Below are 17,528 nucleotides of genomic sequence, written 5' to 3' on the forward strand. Positions count from 1 at the left end.
TCCACCTCCGTTTTTTATTAATGTAACTCTTTTTATTCGATACCTCAAGTCCTTTGCCTTCTATTTCCTATGTCATCTTACTTAAATTTTTTCCTAAAATCTTTATAATAGTACGTATATGCAAAAAAATGAGGGGGATCAAGTTTGACACTTGAAATATTAAATGAGTTTAACATAGAACAGTTTCAAAATGATTTAATTGGTTGGTTTGAAAAAGAACAACGTGATTTACCGTGGCGAAAAAATAAAGATCCATACCGTGTTTGGGTTTCGGAAATTATGTTACAGCAAACAAGGGTAGAGGCTGTAAAACCATATTACGCAAATTTTATGGGGAAGTTTCCTACGCTTGAAGCGCTAGCAACTGCCGATGATGAAGAAGTATTAAAAGCATGGGAAGGCTTAGGTTATTATTCTAGAGCACGAAATTTACACGCTGCAGTAAAAGAGGTAAAAGAAGTATACGGCGGGACAGTACCGAGCGATGTAAAGAAAATTGAAAAATTAAAAGGAGTGGGACCATATACAAAAGGTGCCATTTTAAGCATTGCATATGGCATACCAGAGCCAGCGGTTGATGGAAATGTTATGCGCGTATTATCTCGTATTTTATCAGTGTGGGATGATATTGCAAAACCGAAGACGAGAAAAGTTTTTGAAGAGATTGTGCGTGAAATTATTTCGGCTAAAAATCCATCTTATTTTAACCAAGGTTTGATGGAATTAGGGGCATTAATTTGTATACCGAAAAATCCCTCTTGTTTACTTTGTCCTGTACGTGAACATTGCAGAGGGTATGCTGAAGGTGTTCAAAAAGAACTACCAGTGAAAAGTAAAGCGAAAGCACCTACAATGGTACCGCTCGTTGCAGGAGTACTTCAAACTGAAGATGGTCGTTACGTAATTAATAAACGCCCAAGTACGGGATTACTGGCTAATATGTGGGAGTTCCCGAATATTGAACTAGGTGAAGGTATTCGTAATCAGAAACAACAGCTTACGGATTATATGAAGGAGAGCTTTGATCTCTCGGTTTCAATTGATGAATACGCGATGAATGTACAACATACTTTTACACATCGTACTTGGGATATATTTATATTTTACGGAAAAGTAACAGGTAATATTGTCGAAACGGATACATTAAAGTTTGTGTCGAAAGAAGCGTTCGAACAGTTACCTTTCTCGAAATCACATCGTACAATTTACGAAAAGTGTGTTGAGAAAATTACAATGCAATAAAGTGAAACTTTAATCAGTGGGGGTTTTCTTCATCCCCCACTGATTATTAGCCTTCACCAATCGGGCTTTTACGGGCAGCCCGTCCCCCACCTAACTTCTTTGCTTTCGCTGCATTTTGAGGTGGGGGTCTTACTGCCTGGCGAATAGCGGGATAAATAATAAAAACGTGTTCCAGAACTTTGGAACACGTTTTTTATATTGAAAATAAATTTGTATTTTGAGGTTGAAAATCCACGCGTTTATAATCCGCCCCGTGACTCAATTTCTTTCACAATTTCTTTATAAATCGTTTGTCCCTCTACATTTAGATAAGGCATAATTTGCTGAAATGAATGATGAAAATGAGCTAATTCATCCTCTTTCCATTCATTTTTGGAAATCATAGTTAGCTCAGTCATATCACGTCCAGTATACATATTCCCACCTCCATCATATGTAGTTTGAATGAGTGATAAGAGATATATGCGTGAATTTTTTTAAAGAAAATTAAGGATAACTTCTAAGTGAATTGGTTACATTATTGATTGTGGAGGTGAGAAAGATGAGTAAAAAACAACAAGGTTATAATAAGGCAACTTCTGGTGCTAGCATTCAAAGTACAAACGCTAGCTATGGTACAGAGTTTGCAACTGAAACGAATGTACAAGCAGTAAAACAAGCAAACGCACAATCAGAGGCACAGAAAGCACAAGCTTCTGGTGCTCAAAGTGCAAATGCTAGTTATGGTACAGAGTTTGCAACTGAAACAGATGTGCATGCAGTGAAAAAACAAAATGCACAATCAGCTGCAAAACAATCACAATCTTCTAGCTCAAATCAGTAATGAAGGAAAAACACTTCTCCGTTCGAGAGAAGTGTTTTCTTTGTGTGCGTGTCACTGTAATGAAAATAAAGTGAACGACATAACTTCTAATAAGTCAACAAATGTAGTCAAAGGAGAAAGAAGTTCACGATTAGAAATAGGTAATAGGAATTATAACTGGCGAATGAATCAAAAAGGGGGTAAGTGATGAACGACTTTGATAAGTTGGTAGGAGAGCAGTTGGAAACGATGGATGAGCTTTTAAAGTTACAATCACATTTAGAGAAGTATCAGCAAATTGAAATGAGTGGAAGGGATACGTGCGATAAAAAAGAATTGCATTTTATCCGTCAAGAAATATACAGAACAGAAATAGCATTAAAACTTTTGCATGAAAAATTTGAACAGCAAACGAATAATGTGATTCAATCTTTTGAAACCGAAAAAATAATTTAAAATTAAGGGTGAGATATGTTGTTGATTTTAGGGGGAAGTCCTTTCTTAAACAGAGATGAGGGGGACTTTTCTTTTTGTTATATCTTCGTTCAATCTTCTAAATACGTATTGCTAATTCATAGAGGATTTTCCTTTAGTAAAAGGATCGGTGATGTGGTATTCAATAGTACAAACTTCATTATATTCCTCATGAAAACAAGTGTCCTATCGCTTTAGTTTTAAAATTTCGACAAAAAAGTTATAATAGAAAAAAAGTGAATGCAGTTCAAGGGGTAGTTAGGACAACTTAAGAATGGCATTTGCAGTTGAAAGAAGGGAGCATATATGGGATTTCCCAAAGAAGGAGAAAAGGTACAAATACATAGTTATAAACATAATGGCTCCATTCATAGAATGTGGGAAGAGACAACGATTTTAAAAGGGACGCAGAGTCTTGTGATCGGAGCGAATGATCGTACAGTAGTTACGGAATCAGATGGTCGAACATGGATTACTCGCGAACCTGCGATTTGTTACTTCCATGCTAATTATTGGTTTAATGTGATTGGAATGCTGAGGGAAGAAGGAGTATATTATTATTGTAATTTAAGTTCTCCTTTTGCATATGACTCTGAAGCATTAAAGTATATTGATTACGACTTAGACATTAAAGTGTATCCAGATATGACATATACACTTTTAGATGAAGATGAGTATGAGAAGCATAGTCAAATCATGCAGTATCCACCTGTTATTGATACAATTTTAAAACGAAATGTAGCACATTTAACACAGTGGATTCATCAAAGAAAAGGTCCATTTGCACCGGATTTCGTAGATATGTGGTATGAAAGATATTTAATGTACAGAAATTAAAACAAACCTGCAGGGGATTTCCCGGCAGGTTTGTCCTATTAGAGGGGGGATTATGTGCAAGGTATAAAAAGATATTTACAATTTGTTAAACCATATCGATGGCTCATTGCTATTACAATAATTATTGGTCTTGTGAAGTTTGGTATCCCGCTTATTATGCCATGGTTATTAAAGTATATTATTGATGATGTTATTCAAGGCGCGGGCTCACTTCAAGAAAAAACGTCCCAATTAATAACCGCAATCGGGATTGCTTTTTTTATTTTTGCAGTAGTAAGACCACCAATAGAATATTATCGCCAATATTTCGCGCAACGTATCGCCAATACAATACTATACGATTTACGAAAATATATTTTTGGACACTTGCAAAAATTGAGCTTACGTTATTATTCGAACACAAAAACAGGGGAGCTTATTTCACGTGTAATCCATGATGTAGAACAAACGAAGGATTTTGTAATTACAGGTCTTATGAATGTCTGGTTAGATACTGCAACAATTGTTATTGCCATTATCGTTATGTTTTCTATGAATATAAAATTAACCTTTGTTGCTTTATTAATCTTACCTATTTATGTAGTTGCAGTGAAATATTTTTTCGGGCGCCTTCGAAAATTGACGAAAGAGCGCTCACAAGCGTTAGCGACTATGCAAGGGTATTTACATGAACGTATTCAAGGAATGCAAGTGACACGTAGTTTTGCATTAGAGGAGTATGAAAGAGGGCAGTTTGAAAAGAGAAATAATGAATTTTTAACGAAAGCACTAACTCATACGAGTTGGACGGCGAGAACGTTTTCGGCAGTGAATACGTTAACGGATTTAGGGCCATTACTTGTTATTGGTTTTGCGGCGTATGAGGTAATTCAAGGATCGTTAACACTGGGTACTATGGTTGCTTTTGTTGGATATATGGATAGTTTATATAGTCCGCTTCGTCGCCTTGTTAATTCATCTACAACATTAACACAGTCTTTCGCCTCGATGGATCGAGTGTTTGAATTGTTGGATGAAAAATACGATATTGTTAATGTGCCAAATGCGGTGCAAACGAAAAGGTTAAATGGGGAAGTTACATTTGATAATGTTTCTTTTCGTTATAATGCGGATGAAAAAGAAATATTGCATAATCTGTCATTAACTATGCGCCCGGGAGAGAAGGTTGCGCTTGTAGGGGCAAGTGGAGGAGGAAAGTCATCTCTTGCTAGTTTAATTCCGCGTTTTTATGATGTTTCTGAAGGCGCAGTTTATATAGACGGGATAGATGTAAGAAAGTATAATATGAGAAATTTACGTAGTCATATTGGAATTGTGCTACAAGATAATTTATTATTTAGCGATACAATCGGGGCTAATATTTTATATGGCAATCCGAAAGCTACAGAGGCGGAAGTGATTTCAGCTGCCAAAGCTGCACAAATTCATAATTTTATTATAGAGTTGCCAGAGGGCTATGATACTGTCGTTGGGGAACGTGGTGTGAAATTATCTGGCGGGCAAAGACAGCGTGTAGCAATCGCACGGGTTTTTCTGAAGAATCCATCTTTACTTATATTAGATGAAGCAACTTCCGCTTTAGATTTAGAGAATGAACGATATATTCAAGAGGCGCTGCAAACGTTAGCTGCAGATCGGACAACAATTATCATTGCACACCGATTAGCGACGATTACGCATGTCGATACAATTATTTATGTTGAAGATGGTGAAATAAAAGAAAAGGGTTCTCATGAAGAGTTAATGAAAAAGAGGGGGTTTTATTACAATCTATATCAACTTCAGCATATAACAGAAACAGCTCCTTTAGTGTAAAAGGAGCTGCTTTTTATTCGTCTTCTTTTTTATCTTCGATTTGGAGTTCACTCTCTGGTTTATGGTATGTGTAGAAGCTATCCACAAGTAAATCTAAATGCTCTACTTCCTCACTGTAGTTAATAATTGAAGAAATAAGAGGGAAGAGATGTAACCATATTTTATATGCTTCCTCATCGTCCTTATTTTGATAATCCATAAAGATATCAATCAATTCTTGTTTACCTGTTTCAACTTCATCAAGCATTTCAACAGATTGTTGTTTCTTTGCTTTACCAATAAATTTTAATAACACTTGTTCGTGATAATGCGTTAATGAATCAAGTTCGTTTTGAATAGATTCCTGAAACTCTTCTGGCATATAGCGCAGTTCATTTTCAGTGCGATGCAATGACTTTAACGTGCTTAAAGCGCGGCTTGTTGTCGCTAGCATTTGTCTGAATAAAACGAGCTTACGAATTTTCGCGAATTGTATTTTTTTCGTATAGCTTCTTTCTTCTTTATACAGCAAATAGTAATGATTTAGTTTAATCATTTTTTCTTTCATGCGATCAATATCGGTTTTTAGCGTTGTAAAATCAGAAGCTTGCCTACTGTTCATACGAATCCATTTAACAATTTCCTCTGTATTATCAACGATACGATGGTAAAGTTTTGTTTCATATTTTGGCGGCATAAATACTAAATTTACAAGTGAAGCCGCAATAATTCCAATCATAATCGTCGCGAATCGAAGTAAGGCAAAATTAAAGAAATCTTCGCCTTGATACTCCATAATGGCGATAACTGTTACTAAAGCGATTGATATTGTTTTTTCTAAGCGTAATTGTAAAGTAAGAGCAATTACTAATATACACGTTAATCCAATAATAAAAGGATTATGTCCAAAAGCAGTAGCAAATACGATAGCGAATACCGCACCAATTACGTTTGCTTGAATTTGCTCAAGAGCTGTTAAATACGAGCGGTATACAGACGGTTGGACAGCAAAGATAGCTGAGATTCCCGCAAATACTGGACTCGGTAATTGAAGTAAAATACAAGCAAATAAAGCTAATGTAATGGCAATACCCGTTTTTAAAATGCGAGCACCAAGTTTCATACCCTTATTGATATCCTTTCTCTTGTCATAATGAATGTACAACATGATACTATACATTCATTACAATATGTTAGCAAGTGATATTTTAGTGACATTCAAAAGAAATTAAGATTCATTTATACTTTTTCCTAATTCTTTTTAAACATCAATTTTTAGTGAAAAAACCTGCTGAATTTCAGCAGGTTTCAAATTGTTACTATAGATTACTATGAGAAGTGTACTTCGTCAATTTTTTCTTGAAAATGAAAATTAGGCATATCACTCTGTTGAGATAGACGGATCAGCCTGCTCTTTTTTCGGAATAATTTCAAAAAACTGATGCTGAATATCATCGAGTAACGGTGTTAACAAAGCGACTTCCTCGTATTGTTCATGCTCATTTAATACAAGAATGTAGTCTAATAATAATTCGTTCACATCTTGTAAACCATGTTTACTAATTGGCTGCAATGTTACATTTGCACCTTTAGCGATTCTTCTTTTTAAAGCGTGTTCTGTTAAACCTAAGTTTGGCTCATGACGTAAATAAACAACACCACCAGTCATGCCGGCACAAATCCATGGACCAGGGTCTCCTAAAACAAGAGCACGACCATTTGTCATATATTCAAAAGCAAATCCTTTTATATTAGAATATACTCCGATATTTCCTTGTTCTTTTTCGCGAAGTGGTTTTGTAATTCTGCCTCCAATTATCATATCTGCTCCAGAAAGGCGAATGCCAGCACGAGCATCAGCGTTACCTTGCACGTATAATGCACCTTTTTGAGCGCCGTATCCAAATCCTTTTCCGACAGAACCGTTATAATATGTTCCATCTTTTCCTTTTGCTTTCGTTATATAAATGCCACCGCCAAATGAAGTTTTTCCAATTCCATCTTGCGCGCCACCATTTACGTGTATAAATAAGTTCTCGCTATTATACGCGCCTAATCCGTTTCCAGGAACAGATCCGTTTGTATACTTTAATGTAAGTGGTTCAAGATGGGTGTTTTCATATAATTTGCTACGAATACGATAACAGGATTCTAGACCGCCCATTACGCGTTGCTCTACGCCGACGCTTACTAATTCTTTTGACTGGAGAGAATTTGTTGTTTCAAATTGTTTTTCTTGTACAGATGCCGTTATTTTCACGGATGAATCTTCTATCGTTTGTATTAAATTACGTAAGTCTAATAAGTCCTTGCCTCGAGTTTGTTCTAATAAATCCGATCGTCCGATAATATCTTGTAAGTTTGTGTAACCGAGCTGCCCTGTTAAACGTTTCAATTCTGTACCGAAAGTAGTGAATAGGCTTAATAGCCCTGTAACTGCGCTTTCTAATTCACGTGGAACGAAACGGCGCAGTCCATGTTCTTTCGCTTGAGCTTCAGATTCAATTTGTGTTGCAATTCCGACGTGGCACGTATCGAGATGACAACCACGGCAAGTTGTACAGCCAATTGCAATCATTGATAATGTGCCAAATCCGATCCGGTTTGCTCCAAGGAGCATGATTTTTAAGGCGTCATTGACACTTCGAATACCGCCATCTGCCCAAATTTCTACTTTATGTCTCATATGTGCTTCTAATAGAGCGTTATGTGCAGCTTTAACACCGATTTCTACAGGAAGACCTACATGTTGCAATGCGTGAATACGCGCAGCGCCTGTTCCGCCATCAAATCCACTAATGTTAATAAAGTCAGCGCCAGCTTTTGCGATACCGACAGCAATTGTTCCGATGTTAGGAACGACAGGAACTTTTACAGCTACTTTTGCAAGATGATTAGCCGTTTTAATTTCTGTAATCATTTGAGCCAAGTCTTCAATTGAATAAATATCATGGTTGTTAGAAGGTGAAATTAAATCTGAACCAATTGTAGCATTACGTGCTTCAGCAATTTTGGCAGTTACTTTTGAACCAGGCAAATGTCCACCTTCACCAGGCTTTGCTCCTTGACCGATTTTAATTTCAATTAAATTTGATGAATTTAGTAGTTCAGCGTTTACTCCAAACCGGCCAGATGCAACTTGTTGTCCGCGTGTATGTGGGTATTTACCAATCATATCTTTAATTTCGCCGCCTTCACCGTTCAAACTAATCATATTTAGCTGATTGGCAGCTTCTGCATATGCACGGAAGGCAATTTCATTTTGAGAACCGAATGACATAGAACTAATAATAAATGGTAAATCATGATTGTGAATGCCGATGGACACTTCTTCAGTCGGAATTACATGTTCTGTTTGTTTTGTTTGAATAAGGTGCCTGATTGCGATAGGGTTATTTTCTTCTAATTCACTTAACTTGTCGCGGTAATCATCATAAGAGTTTCCTTTTGCAACATCACCAATTGCTTTCCAAATCCGGGGGAATATATGAAATGATTTTCGCATTCTAACTTTTGGATTGTTATAATCATCAGCTCGAATTTTCGCATCTTCAGCAAGTGATTCAAGTGAAAAAGCTAAATCATTTGAACCGAAGAAGTTTGTAATTTGTAATATATTTGCAATTTCCTCATCTAATCCAATAGAGGAGAAGAGGCGACCGTAACCGCGTAATTCATGAATTCCAATCGTTGAAATTACTTTCTCTAGTCCTTTATTAAGTGCGGTATACAAATTAGTAATTGGTGCTTTTGTTCCATCATTTACCGTTGCGAACAATAAATATGGATTAATACCATCTGCCCCTAATCCGTATAGCGTGACGATATCGTGTAAGGAGCGAAGGGCGCCAGAACGTATAACGAGAGAGCATTTCCGGCGTAATTTATTTTCAGTTAATGTTTGATGTACTTTAGCAGTAACTAAATGTGGATCAATCCATAACAGTTCATTTTGATGAGATTTAGCGTCATCTAATAAAAGTAGGGAAGCCCCGTTTTTAACGGCTGTTATCGCCTCGGAACTAATTCGATTTAATGCGCTTTGTAAAGTTTCTGATGGGCTAAATGTAACAGGAATTGTAGAGACAGAGCTATGAGTGATGAATAGCTGTACAAGTTGTTCGTACGTAATCGTCTGTAAGTCTGCCGCGATAGATTGAGCTAAACTCCCTTCTAAAATAATTGGTGAGAGCATCTCAATTACAAATGGTTGTTTAGAGTTATCTAATAAACTCGGACGCTCTCCGAGTACAGTACGTGTGGAGAAGTGTTCGACTTCTCGATCACGATCGATTGCTGGATTGGTAACAACGGCTACACTTTCTTTAATGAAATCAGCAATATTTCGTCTATCTGTATCAAGTGCGGCAAGTGGTGAGTCATGCCCAAGTGACCGAATTGGTTCGACACCTTTTGTTGCCATCTGTTCAAGGAGCTGAATATGTTCTCGATCCCAGCCGAAAGCGACGTATTGCTTCGTTTCAACTTGAACAGAATCACATAATCCCTCAGTTTCTTTCGTTTCAGGGATAGATAAGTTTACATGATAGTTGGTAACATCGATTCGTTTCTTAAAACGGTTGTATACTTCAATTTGATAATTATCGTATTCATAGAGAACAAGCTCACCTTGTTCATTCCATTTTAATCCAACCTTTTCGCCAGGAGCGAGTGGTTTCGGCTCTGCTACATATTCGGCTGGTGATACAACTCCAGGTTCAGAAGAGAAAATATAGGAGCTCTCTGTCTCTACTTTCCAAACAGGGCGTAATCCAAGGGAATCGACACTGAAAACAGCTTCATCTTTATAACGTGAAATGATGCCAGCTGGACCTTGTGCGAAATGCCCCCAAGCCTCACGTATATAAGTGTATAAGTTTTGTAAGTTTGTTTCGTAAAGTTTTATTTCATTAATAATTGGTGGAAATAATATATCCATTGCTTCAAATAAACTGTAGTTATACTGAACGAGAAGGGTTTCTAAGGTACGGTTTAAATCTTGGGAATCACTACCCCCAGCAGTAAGTGGTACATTAATCATGTCAGCTTGATCGCGTAATTTTGCAATCGTGTTAATTTCACCATTATGCCCAAGAATACTAAATGGTTGTACACGAAAAAAATTAGATAAAGTATTAGTAGAATAGCGATTATGTCCTAGTGTCATAGTTGAAGCGATAAGTGGGTGTTGTAAATCATTGTAATAAGCAACGAGTGTATCACCAGCGCCGAGAACTTTATATACAACATGTTCATGACTTAATGAGGCAACATGAATTGCTTCATTTTCTTCGATTTTTATTGTTACAGAAAATAATGTTTGTTCAATATTTTTAACTTCACTTTCGGCGATAAGGGCAATTTGCCAAAATAAAGGTTCTTCTTGTTTACCAAGAGGACCGAGTGCATCTGAGTTTATTACATCATCATTTTCGAGAACAATTGTAAACTTTTCATTGTTTAGTTGCGTACGAATGTAATCTTTTAACTCAGCAATGTTTTCTTTTTTGTTTAGAAAAAAATGTCCAACGATAAAGTGGGGATGATCCACGATCGTTGGATTATATCCGCTACTTTTCAGTTTTTCATGCCAAAGTGCCTTTGGCATGTCGATATGAATTCCGATGCCATCTCCTTCGCCATTAATGAAACCAGCCCTATGATTCATTTTGACTAGTGATTGTATACAAAGGTCGATGTTTTCTTTTGTAGGAATTCTTCGTTTTTCCATAACGGAAACGATTCCACACGCATCATGTTCTGTATTTTTATAATTCCGAAATAAAGACGGTGTCCATTTATTTTTTTTATTGAGCATCCGTCAATCCCCCCTCTGGAAAATGATTTTTGAATAATCTTACTATTTAAGGCGTGAACTGCCTTGTATACAGGGATAGTAAGGATATAAAAGAATATAAAACAGATAATTATGAATAATTATACTATTAACGAGGGATTTATGAAATAGAAAAAAGGAAAAAAGAAAGATGGGCTTTCTTTTTTCCTTTTGAATGAAGAGATTATTTATTGTTCGCTAGGGTAGAAAATGCTCTGCCAACAGCTTCAATTGTATATTCAATATCTTCTTTTGTATGTTCTGTCGTTAAGAACCATGCTTCATATTTAGAAGGTGCTAAATTAATACCTTCTTGAAGCATCAATTTGAAGAATCTACCGAACATTTCACCATCTGTATTTTTGGCTGCATCGTAATCTTCAATTATATTTGTCGTGAAGTATACAGTTAATGCACCCTTTAGACGGTTTACTGTAATATCGATGTTATGTTTTGTAGCTTGTTCTAAAATTCCTTTTTCAAGCATTGCGCCAAGTGCATCTAATTTCTCGTATACGCCTTCTTGTTGAAGTACTTCTAGGCAGGCAATACCTGATGCCATAGAAGCAGGGTTCCCGGCCATTGTACCAGCTTGGTATGCAGGGCCGAGCGGTGCAACTTGTTCCATAATTTCTTTCTTACCACCGTAAGCACCAATTGGAAGGCCACCGCCGATAACTTTACCAAGTGCTGTTAGATCTGGGGTTACGCCAAGTAAGTCTTGAGCGCCGCCATACATAAAGCGGAAAGCAGTAATAACTTCATCATAAATTACTAGTGCACCAGCTTCGTGAACAAGTTCATTAACTTTTTCAAGGAAGCCAGGTTTTGGCTCTACAATACCGAAGTTTCCAACGATTGGCTCTACAAGGATAGCTGCTACTTCATGTCCCCATTTATCTAACGCTTCTTTTAAAGTTTCTACATTATTAAATGGAACAGTAATAACTTCTTGGGCGATACTTTGTGGCACGCCAGCTGAATCAGGAATTCCAAGGGTAGAAGGACCAGAGCCAGCTGCTACAAGTACTAAATCGGAATGACCGTGGTAACAACCAGCGAATTTCATAATTTTTGTGCGGCCAGTGTAAGCACGAGCAACACGAATGGTTGTCATAACGGATTCTGTACCAGAGTTTACGAAGCGGACTTTATCTAAAGCGGGCATTGCTTCTTTTAACATTTTTGCGAATTTTACTTCTAATGCTGTTGGAGTACCGTATAGTACGCCGTTTTCAGCTGCTGTTTTAATTGCTTCTGTTACGTGCGGGTGAGCATGTCCAGTAATAATTGGGCCATACGCTGCTAAATAGTCGATATATTTATTTCCATCTACATCCCAGAAATAAGCACCTTTCCCGCGTTCCATTGCAACAGGGGAACCGCCTCCAACTGCTTTAAAAGAGCGAGAAGGACTATTAACACCACCAACGATATGTTCTAACGCTTCTTTATGTAATGCTTCTGATTTCGTGAAATTCACTACAATTCATCTCCTTACAAAAATCTATGTATTATTCTAACATGTTTTTCGAAAAGACGTATTGTTTGTGATAGAAGGAGCAGTTGGGTAAACTATTCGTTGTGACATTTAGGAAGGGGGTCCGATTATGAAATCGGTAATTGAGGTACAAGGGTTACGTAAAGAGTTTACAGCTTATTCAAGTCGTCCGGGCTTAAAGGGTGCGTTTCGCGATTTATTAAATCGTAATTATAAAATAGTGCCAGCAGTAAATGATGTTTCTTTTACTATAAAGCAAGGTGAAATGGTTGGTTATATTGGTGAGAATGGTGCTGGTAAATCAACGACGATTAAAATGCTTACAGGGATTTTGACTCCGACATCAGGACAAATTACAGTGAACGGAATGAATCCACACAAACAGAGAGAAGAATTTGTAAGAACAATCGGTGTTGTGTTTGGGCAGCGTTCGCAGCTTTGGTGGGATATCGCAGTGCAAGAATCATTTCGTTTATTGAAGAAAGTGTACGGTGTATCAGACGCTCAGTATAAGGAACATATGGAACATGTTATTGAAACGTTAGATATCGGTCCTTTATTAGATAAACCGGTACGGAAATTATCTCTTGGTCAAAGAATGCGTTGTGAATTAGCAGCGGCGTTAATTCATAATCCGCCGTTATTATTTTTAGATGAACCAACAATTGGACTAGATGTTCTTGTGAAATTGAAAATACGAGAATTCTTAAAAGAGATGAATGAACGTTATAAAACAACAATTTTATTAACGACACATGACATTACTGATATTGAAGCTTTATGTGAACGCGTCATCATGCTTGATGAAGGAAATATTATGTATGACGGATCTTTAGATAATCTTCGTACACAGTGGGGAGTAGAGAAGGAAATACATTTTCAATTTGTTGCCCCAGTTTCATACCAGGAGTTATCAATGGTTATGCCAGATAGTCATGTTGTTTGGTCAAAAGCGAAAGAAGAAAACGCATGGGTTGCAAAAATACCGAATGAAGAAGTTATCATTTCTATGTTGATTTCTAAAGTAGTACAAGCCTTTCAAATTAAAGATTTGAAAATTAACGAAGTGTCTACAGAGGAAATTATTCGTAACATTTATGAAGAAGGTATTATGCATGGGTAAGTATATTGAAATGATTCGGATTCGTTTTTTAATGATGCTTGCTTATCGTACAAATTATTACAGCGGGATTTTAATTTATACGATTAACATTGGTGCTTATTATTTTTTATGGCAAGCAATTTATAGCGGGAAAGAGAATATTGAAAGTTTATCTATTTCGCAAATGACTACGTATATTGCGATCGCATGGATGGCACGCGCTTTTTATTTCAATAATATAGATAGAGAAATTGCGATGGAAATTCAAGAAGGACGTGTGGCGGTAGAACTAATTCGTCCATATAACTATTTAGGTATGAAAGTTATGCAAGGGCTTGGAGAAGGGATATTCCGTTTTGCTTTCTTTTCAATTCCGGGTATGGTTATTGTTACGTTATTATTTTCATTACAAATTACAACGAATTTTCAAACGTGGTTATATTTCTTCTTATCTTTAATATTTAGTTTTATCATTAATACACAAATAAATTTAATGACAGGAATGCTTACATTCTTCTTATTTAATAATAGTGGAATTATGTATGCGAAACGTGTTGTTATCGATTTATTTTCTGGTTTATTATTACCGATTAGTTTTTATCCGTTATGGGCCCAAAAAGCAATGGTGTTTTTACCGTTTCAAGCAATTAGTTATATTCCGAGTATGATTTTCTCTGAAGGTATACAAGGAAGTAAGTTATATGAAGCTTTATTATTTCAAATGATTTGGGCAATTATACTTATTATTCCAATTGTACTGATGTGGAAAACGGCGAGAAAACGTCTAATCGTACAAGGGGGATGACGAGATGATATATATAAAATTATTTTTGCAATATGCAAGTCAATATATAAAAACAAAATTGGAGTATCGTGGCGATTTTATCGTCGGATTACTTTCAGATTTATCACTACAAGCTGTTAATTTAATCTTCATTCTCGTTGTGTTTGGGCATACTCAAGCACTAAAAGGGTGGAGCCGAGAAGAAGTAATCTTTATCTATGGGTTCTTTTTAGTACCGTTTGCCATTTTTTCAGCTTTCTTTAATATATGGGACTTTAATGATCGTTACATTATTAAAGGAGAAATGGACCGTATATTAACGAGACCGATTCATAGTTTATTTCAAATTATATTAGAAAGAATGGAACTTGAATCTTTAATTGGAGCTATTACGGGGATTATTGTGATGGGTTATGCAGCAATGGAGCTGCAATTATCTTTTTACTGGTATGATTTCTTCCTATTCCTACTTATGGCAGGGGGAGGGGCACTTGTGTACGGCGGGATATTTGTTACGCTTGCAAGTCTTGGCTTTTGGTCGGATGCGAAAAGTTCCATTATGCCGCTTATGTATAACATAGGGAATTATGGACGCTATCCTGTTGATATTTATAACCGTGTTATTCGCTTTGTTTTAACGTTTGTTTTACCGTTTGCATTTGTTGGGGTATATCCAGCAGCATACTTTTTAAGAAAAACAGAGTGGAATAGCTATGCTTTCGCAACGCCAATTGTTGGTGTTATCTGTTTTACTATTGCAATTACCCTCTGGAATCAAGGGGTTAAACGATATCGTGGTGCAGGAAATTAATTATAGAAGCTTGTTCGTTTCTAAGGGATAAATCAGCTATAGTCCTCATACATATAAAATGAGGTGGAGGACATGTTATGGGGATTTATTCTATTAATTGCAGCAATCGCTATTTTGAGAAGTGTCCAATTATTATGGAGTTCATATTCAAACTCCAATCGTTTCTTTTCGCTGTACAATTTAGCTACGTTGTTTTTGATTTATACAACGGTACTGATTGCGTTTGGATTAAGTTATGTTGTGCTAGAGGAAATGGGGTTTGCAGTTTTGAAAGAAGATGGGGATAGGCTAAGTGCTCATTCCTTTCAGCTCGTTGAAATATGTTTATATTTTAGTGCGGTTACTTTATTGTCCGTTGGATACGGTGATATCGCTCCGATTGGAATCGGAAGATGGATTGCAATTGGAGAAGCGCTAATTGGATATACATTACCGTTTGCCTTTGTGGTAAGGACTGTAATGGACAATGAAAAATAAGGTAGCATTTGTTATAGTAATAGAAAAGAAAAGGAGTGATAACAATGATCACAGTAGGAGAAATAGCGCCGGAATTTACATTAGAGGGAAGTACCGGAGAACAAATTCGCTTAGCTGACTTCCGAGGTAAAAATGTAGTTTTATATTTTTATCCGAAAGATATGACTCCAGGCTGTACAACTGAAGCATGTGATTTTCGTGATGCATATGGATTATTCCAAGAGAAGGACACGGTCATCCTTGGTGTAAGTCCTGATTCGGTGAACAGACATATGAAATTCATAGAGAAGCATGAGCTTCCATTTGTACTTTTAGTAGATGAAGATCATAAAGTAGCAGAATTGTACGATGTTTGGAAGTTGAAAAAGAACTTTGGAAAAGAGTACATGGGAATCGAGCGTTCTACATTCCTTATCAATAAAGATGGTGAACTTGTAAAAGAATGGCGTAAAGTGAAAGTGAAAGGACATATTGAAGACGTTCTTTCTTATATAAAGTGAAACTTTAATCAGTGGGGGTGTCTATCCACACTGATTATTAGCCCGCACCAATTGGGCTTTTACGGGCAGTTGATATCCCGCCTAACTCCTTCGTATTTGCGGAATTTTGAAGTGGGAGTCTTACTGCCCGCAAATAGCGGGATAAAATAATCTATATTAATGTGGAGAAAAAATATATATGTAAGGCATGCGTCTATACATATTTTCTTGTGATACATAAAGTGAAAGTGTAGGGCATACCTCCTCAGATGATAGTATTCCAAGTGCGATTATGTCGCACTTTTTTCTATGTAAATGTATAGGAACTGGGGGAAGGTACATAAGAATAAGGCTATATACAAAAATAAACCACATACTTATAGTAGAAATATTGACGATTTATAAGAAAAAGAGTACACTCTTTATAAGAATTATAAAATAATAATCCGTATAGAATCGGGGTGCATGACGGTGGTCAAAGAAGAATTAAAAGAAGCGCTAGAAATGCTGAAAAATACGGGTGTACGCATTACTCCACAGCGTCATGCTATTTTAGAGTACCTTGTGGAATCTATGACGCACCCAACAGCGGATGACATTTATAAAGCATTAGAAGGTAAGTTTCCAAATATGAGTGTTGCAACTGTCTATAATAACTTACGTGTGTTTAAAGAAGTTGGACTTGTAAAGGAATTAACTTATGGGGATGCTTCAAGTAGATTTGATTATGTTACAAGTCAACATTATCATGTGATTTGCGAAAAATGTGGTAAGATTGTTGATTTTCCTTATGGAGGTTTGGAACAGCTTGAAGAGGAAGCTGCGAAAACGACAGGTTTCGTTATTAATAGTCATCGCTTAGAAATTTATGGCGTTTGTCCAGAGTGTCATAAGGCGTAATATATAATAAAGAAAGAGGGTGACGATTTCGTCACCCTCTTTCTTTATTATATGGGGATGAAAAAATACTAAAGTGAAAGTACGTGTTATCCTTTATAGCTTTTTTTATTGTACTTCTCATTAAATTCTTTTCCTTCTAAACTCGGATCGAGTGTTAAAGGTTGGTTGCAATGCATACATGCGTCGACACGACCAAGCATTTTTGTTGGCTTATCGCAGCTTGGACAAATAATTTGTACAGTCTTAGTAGATAACATACCAATCCAAAAGTAAACGACAGTACTAGCGATAACAGCTAAAAAGCCAACCATCATAAATGTTGTCATAATAATAATGTTGTCACGGAAAAAGACTCCTAAGTATGCAATGAAGAGGCCGATAAATACTAAACTTAATGCAAAGGTTCGGATTTTATTAATTTTGTTCGAATATTTAATACCCATTCCCACCACACTCCTATAGGAATAATATAACACACAATTTAGAATA

At 36.5% G+C, this 17,528-nt stretch carries 16 protein-coding genes; 11 read left to right on the forward strand and 5 right to left on the reverse strand.

The features are described 5' to 3' along the window. The first annotated feature begins 144 nt into the window (after nucleotides 1–144). Nucleotides 145–1,242, forward strand: coding sequence for an A/G-specific adenine glycosylase (mutY, locus tag EXW56_RS02600; protein ID WP_070127871.1), 1,098 nt, complete (start codon nucleotides 145–147; stop codon nucleotides 1,240–1,242). A gap of 239 nt (nucleotides 1,243–1,481) precedes the next feature. Here mutY and EXW56_RS02605 read toward each other — a convergent pair whose 3' ends face one another. Continuing rightward, a complete protein-coding gene (locus EXW56_RS02605; protein WP_199661209.1) occupies nucleotides 1,482–1,658 on the reverse strand; it encodes a hypothetical protein in 177 nt (58 codons plus the stop codon). 125 nt (nucleotides 1,659–1,783) lie between these two features. On the opposite strand from EXW56_RS02605, the gene EXW56_RS02610 reads away from it, so the two are divergent. The 4 genes from EXW56_RS02610 to EXW56_RS02625 all read left to right on the forward strand — a co-directional run bounded on the left by EXW56_RS02610 (nucleotide 1,784) and on the right by EXW56_RS02625 (nucleotide 5,170). Continuing rightward, nucleotides 1,784–2,065, forward strand: coding sequence for a gamma-type small acid-soluble spore protein (locus EXW56_RS02610; RefSeq protein ID WP_002151730.1), 282 nt, complete (start codon nucleotides 1,784–1,786; stop codon nucleotides 2,063–2,065). A gap of 186 nt (nucleotides 2,066–2,251) precedes the next feature. Then, a complete protein-coding gene (locus EXW56_RS02615) occupies nucleotides 2,252–2,500 on the forward strand; it encodes a YgaB family protein (RefSeq protein WP_002091121.1) in 249 nt (82 codons plus the stop codon). 324 nt (nucleotides 2,501–2,824) lie between these two features. Next, nucleotides 2,825–3,355, forward strand: a complete 531-nt coding sequence (gene ntdP, locus EXW56_RS02620; protein ID WP_000506627.1) for a nucleoside tri-diphosphate phosphatase — start codon at nucleotides 2,825–2,827, stop codon at nucleotides 3,353–3,355. 54 nt (nucleotides 3,356–3,409) lie between these two features. Beyond that, the gene (locus tag EXW56_RS02625) at nucleotides 3,410–5,170 is read left to right on the forward strand and encodes an ABC transporter ATP-binding protein (RefSeq protein ID WP_215597162.1); all 1,761 of its coding nucleotides are present in this window, start codon (nucleotides 3,410–3,412) and stop codon (nucleotides 5,168–5,170) included. A 13-nt stretch (nucleotides 5,171–5,183) separates the two neighbouring features. On the opposite strand, the gene EXW56_RS02630 is transcribed toward EXW56_RS02625, so the two are convergent. From EXW56_RS02630 to hemL, 3 genes are all read right to left on the reverse strand, one after another. Continuing rightward, nucleotides 5,184–6,272, reverse strand: coding sequence for an aromatic acid exporter family protein (locus EXW56_RS02630; RefSeq protein ID WP_002010342.1), 1,089 nt, complete (start codon nucleotides 6,270–6,272; stop codon nucleotides 5,184–5,186). A gap of 258 nt (nucleotides 6,273–6,530) precedes the next feature. Beyond that, the gene (locus tag EXW56_RS02635) at nucleotides 6,531–10,967 is read right to left on the reverse strand and encodes a glutamate synthase-related protein (RefSeq protein ID WP_215597163.1); all 4,437 of its coding nucleotides are present in this window, start codon (nucleotides 10,965–10,967) and stop codon (nucleotides 6,531–6,533) included. Nucleotides 10,968–11,169: 202 nt separating this feature from the next. After that, a complete protein-coding gene (gene hemL / locus EXW56_RS02640; RefSeq protein ID WP_002201844.1) occupies nucleotides 11,170–12,468 on the reverse strand; it encodes a glutamate-1-semialdehyde-2,1-aminomutase in 1,299 nt (432 codons plus the stop codon). Nucleotides 12,469–12,595: 127 nt separating this feature from the next. Here hemL and EXW56_RS02645 point away from each other — a divergent pair, with 127 nt between their 5' ends. From EXW56_RS02645 to perR, 6 genes are all read left to right on the forward strand, one after another. Continuing rightward, on the forward strand, nucleotides 12,596–13,609 hold the full coding sequence (locus EXW56_RS02645) for an ABC transporter ATP-binding protein (RefSeq protein ID WP_002113870.1): 1,014 nt from the start codon (nucleotides 12,596–12,598) through the stop codon (nucleotides 13,607–13,609). Continuing rightward, entirely contained in the window at nucleotides 13,602–14,393 is a 792-nt protein-coding gene (locus EXW56_RS02650; RefSeq protein ID WP_002113871.1) for an ABC transporter permease, read from the forward strand. The genes EXW56_RS02645 and EXW56_RS02650 overlap by 8 nt, the downstream gene beginning before the upstream one ends. Nucleotides 14,394–14,397: 4 nt before the next feature. After that, the gene (locus EXW56_RS02655; RefSeq protein ID WP_002113872.1) at nucleotides 14,398–15,183 is read left to right on the forward strand and encodes an ABC transporter permease; all 786 of its coding nucleotides are present in this window, start codon (nucleotides 14,398–14,400) and stop codon (nucleotides 15,181–15,183) included. Nucleotides 15,184–15,255: 72 nt separating this feature from the next. Continuing rightward, nucleotides 15,256–15,660 (forward strand): potassium channel family protein, encoded by a 405-nt coding sequence (locus EXW56_RS02660; protein ID WP_002091112.1) that lies wholly within the window; start codon nucleotides 15,256–15,258, stop codon nucleotides 15,658–15,660. Between the two features lie 44 nt (nucleotides 15,661–15,704). Then, nucleotides 15,705–16,160 carry a thioredoxin-dependent thiol peroxidase gene (bcp, locus tag EXW56_RS02665; RefSeq protein WP_002010353.1) on the forward strand — a complete coding sequence of 152 codons (456 nt, stop codon included), beginning with the start codon at nucleotides 15,705–15,707 and terminating at the stop codon, nucleotides 16,158–16,160. A 450-nt stretch (nucleotides 16,161–16,610) separates the two neighbouring features. Beyond that, on the forward strand, nucleotides 16,611–17,039 hold the full coding sequence (gene perR, locus EXW56_RS02670; protein ID WP_000237831.1) for a peroxide-responsive transcriptional repressor PerR: 429 nt from the start codon (nucleotides 16,611–16,613) through the stop codon (nucleotides 17,037–17,039). 86 nt (nucleotides 17,040–17,125) lie between these two features. Here the strand turns inward: perR and EXW56_RS02675 are convergent, their stop codons facing one another. Further along, entirely contained in the window at nucleotides 17,126–17,482 is a 357-nt protein-coding gene (locus EXW56_RS02675; protein ID WP_078180122.1) for a YgzB family protein, read from the reverse strand. Nucleotides 17,483–17,528 lie beyond the last annotated feature (46 nt).

It is taken from the genome of Bacillus mycoides, from assembly GCF_018742245.1.
In the GTDB taxonomy this organism is placed as follows: domain Bacteria; phylum Bacillota; class Bacilli; order Bacillales; family Bacillaceae_G; genus Bacillus_A; species Bacillus_A cereus_U.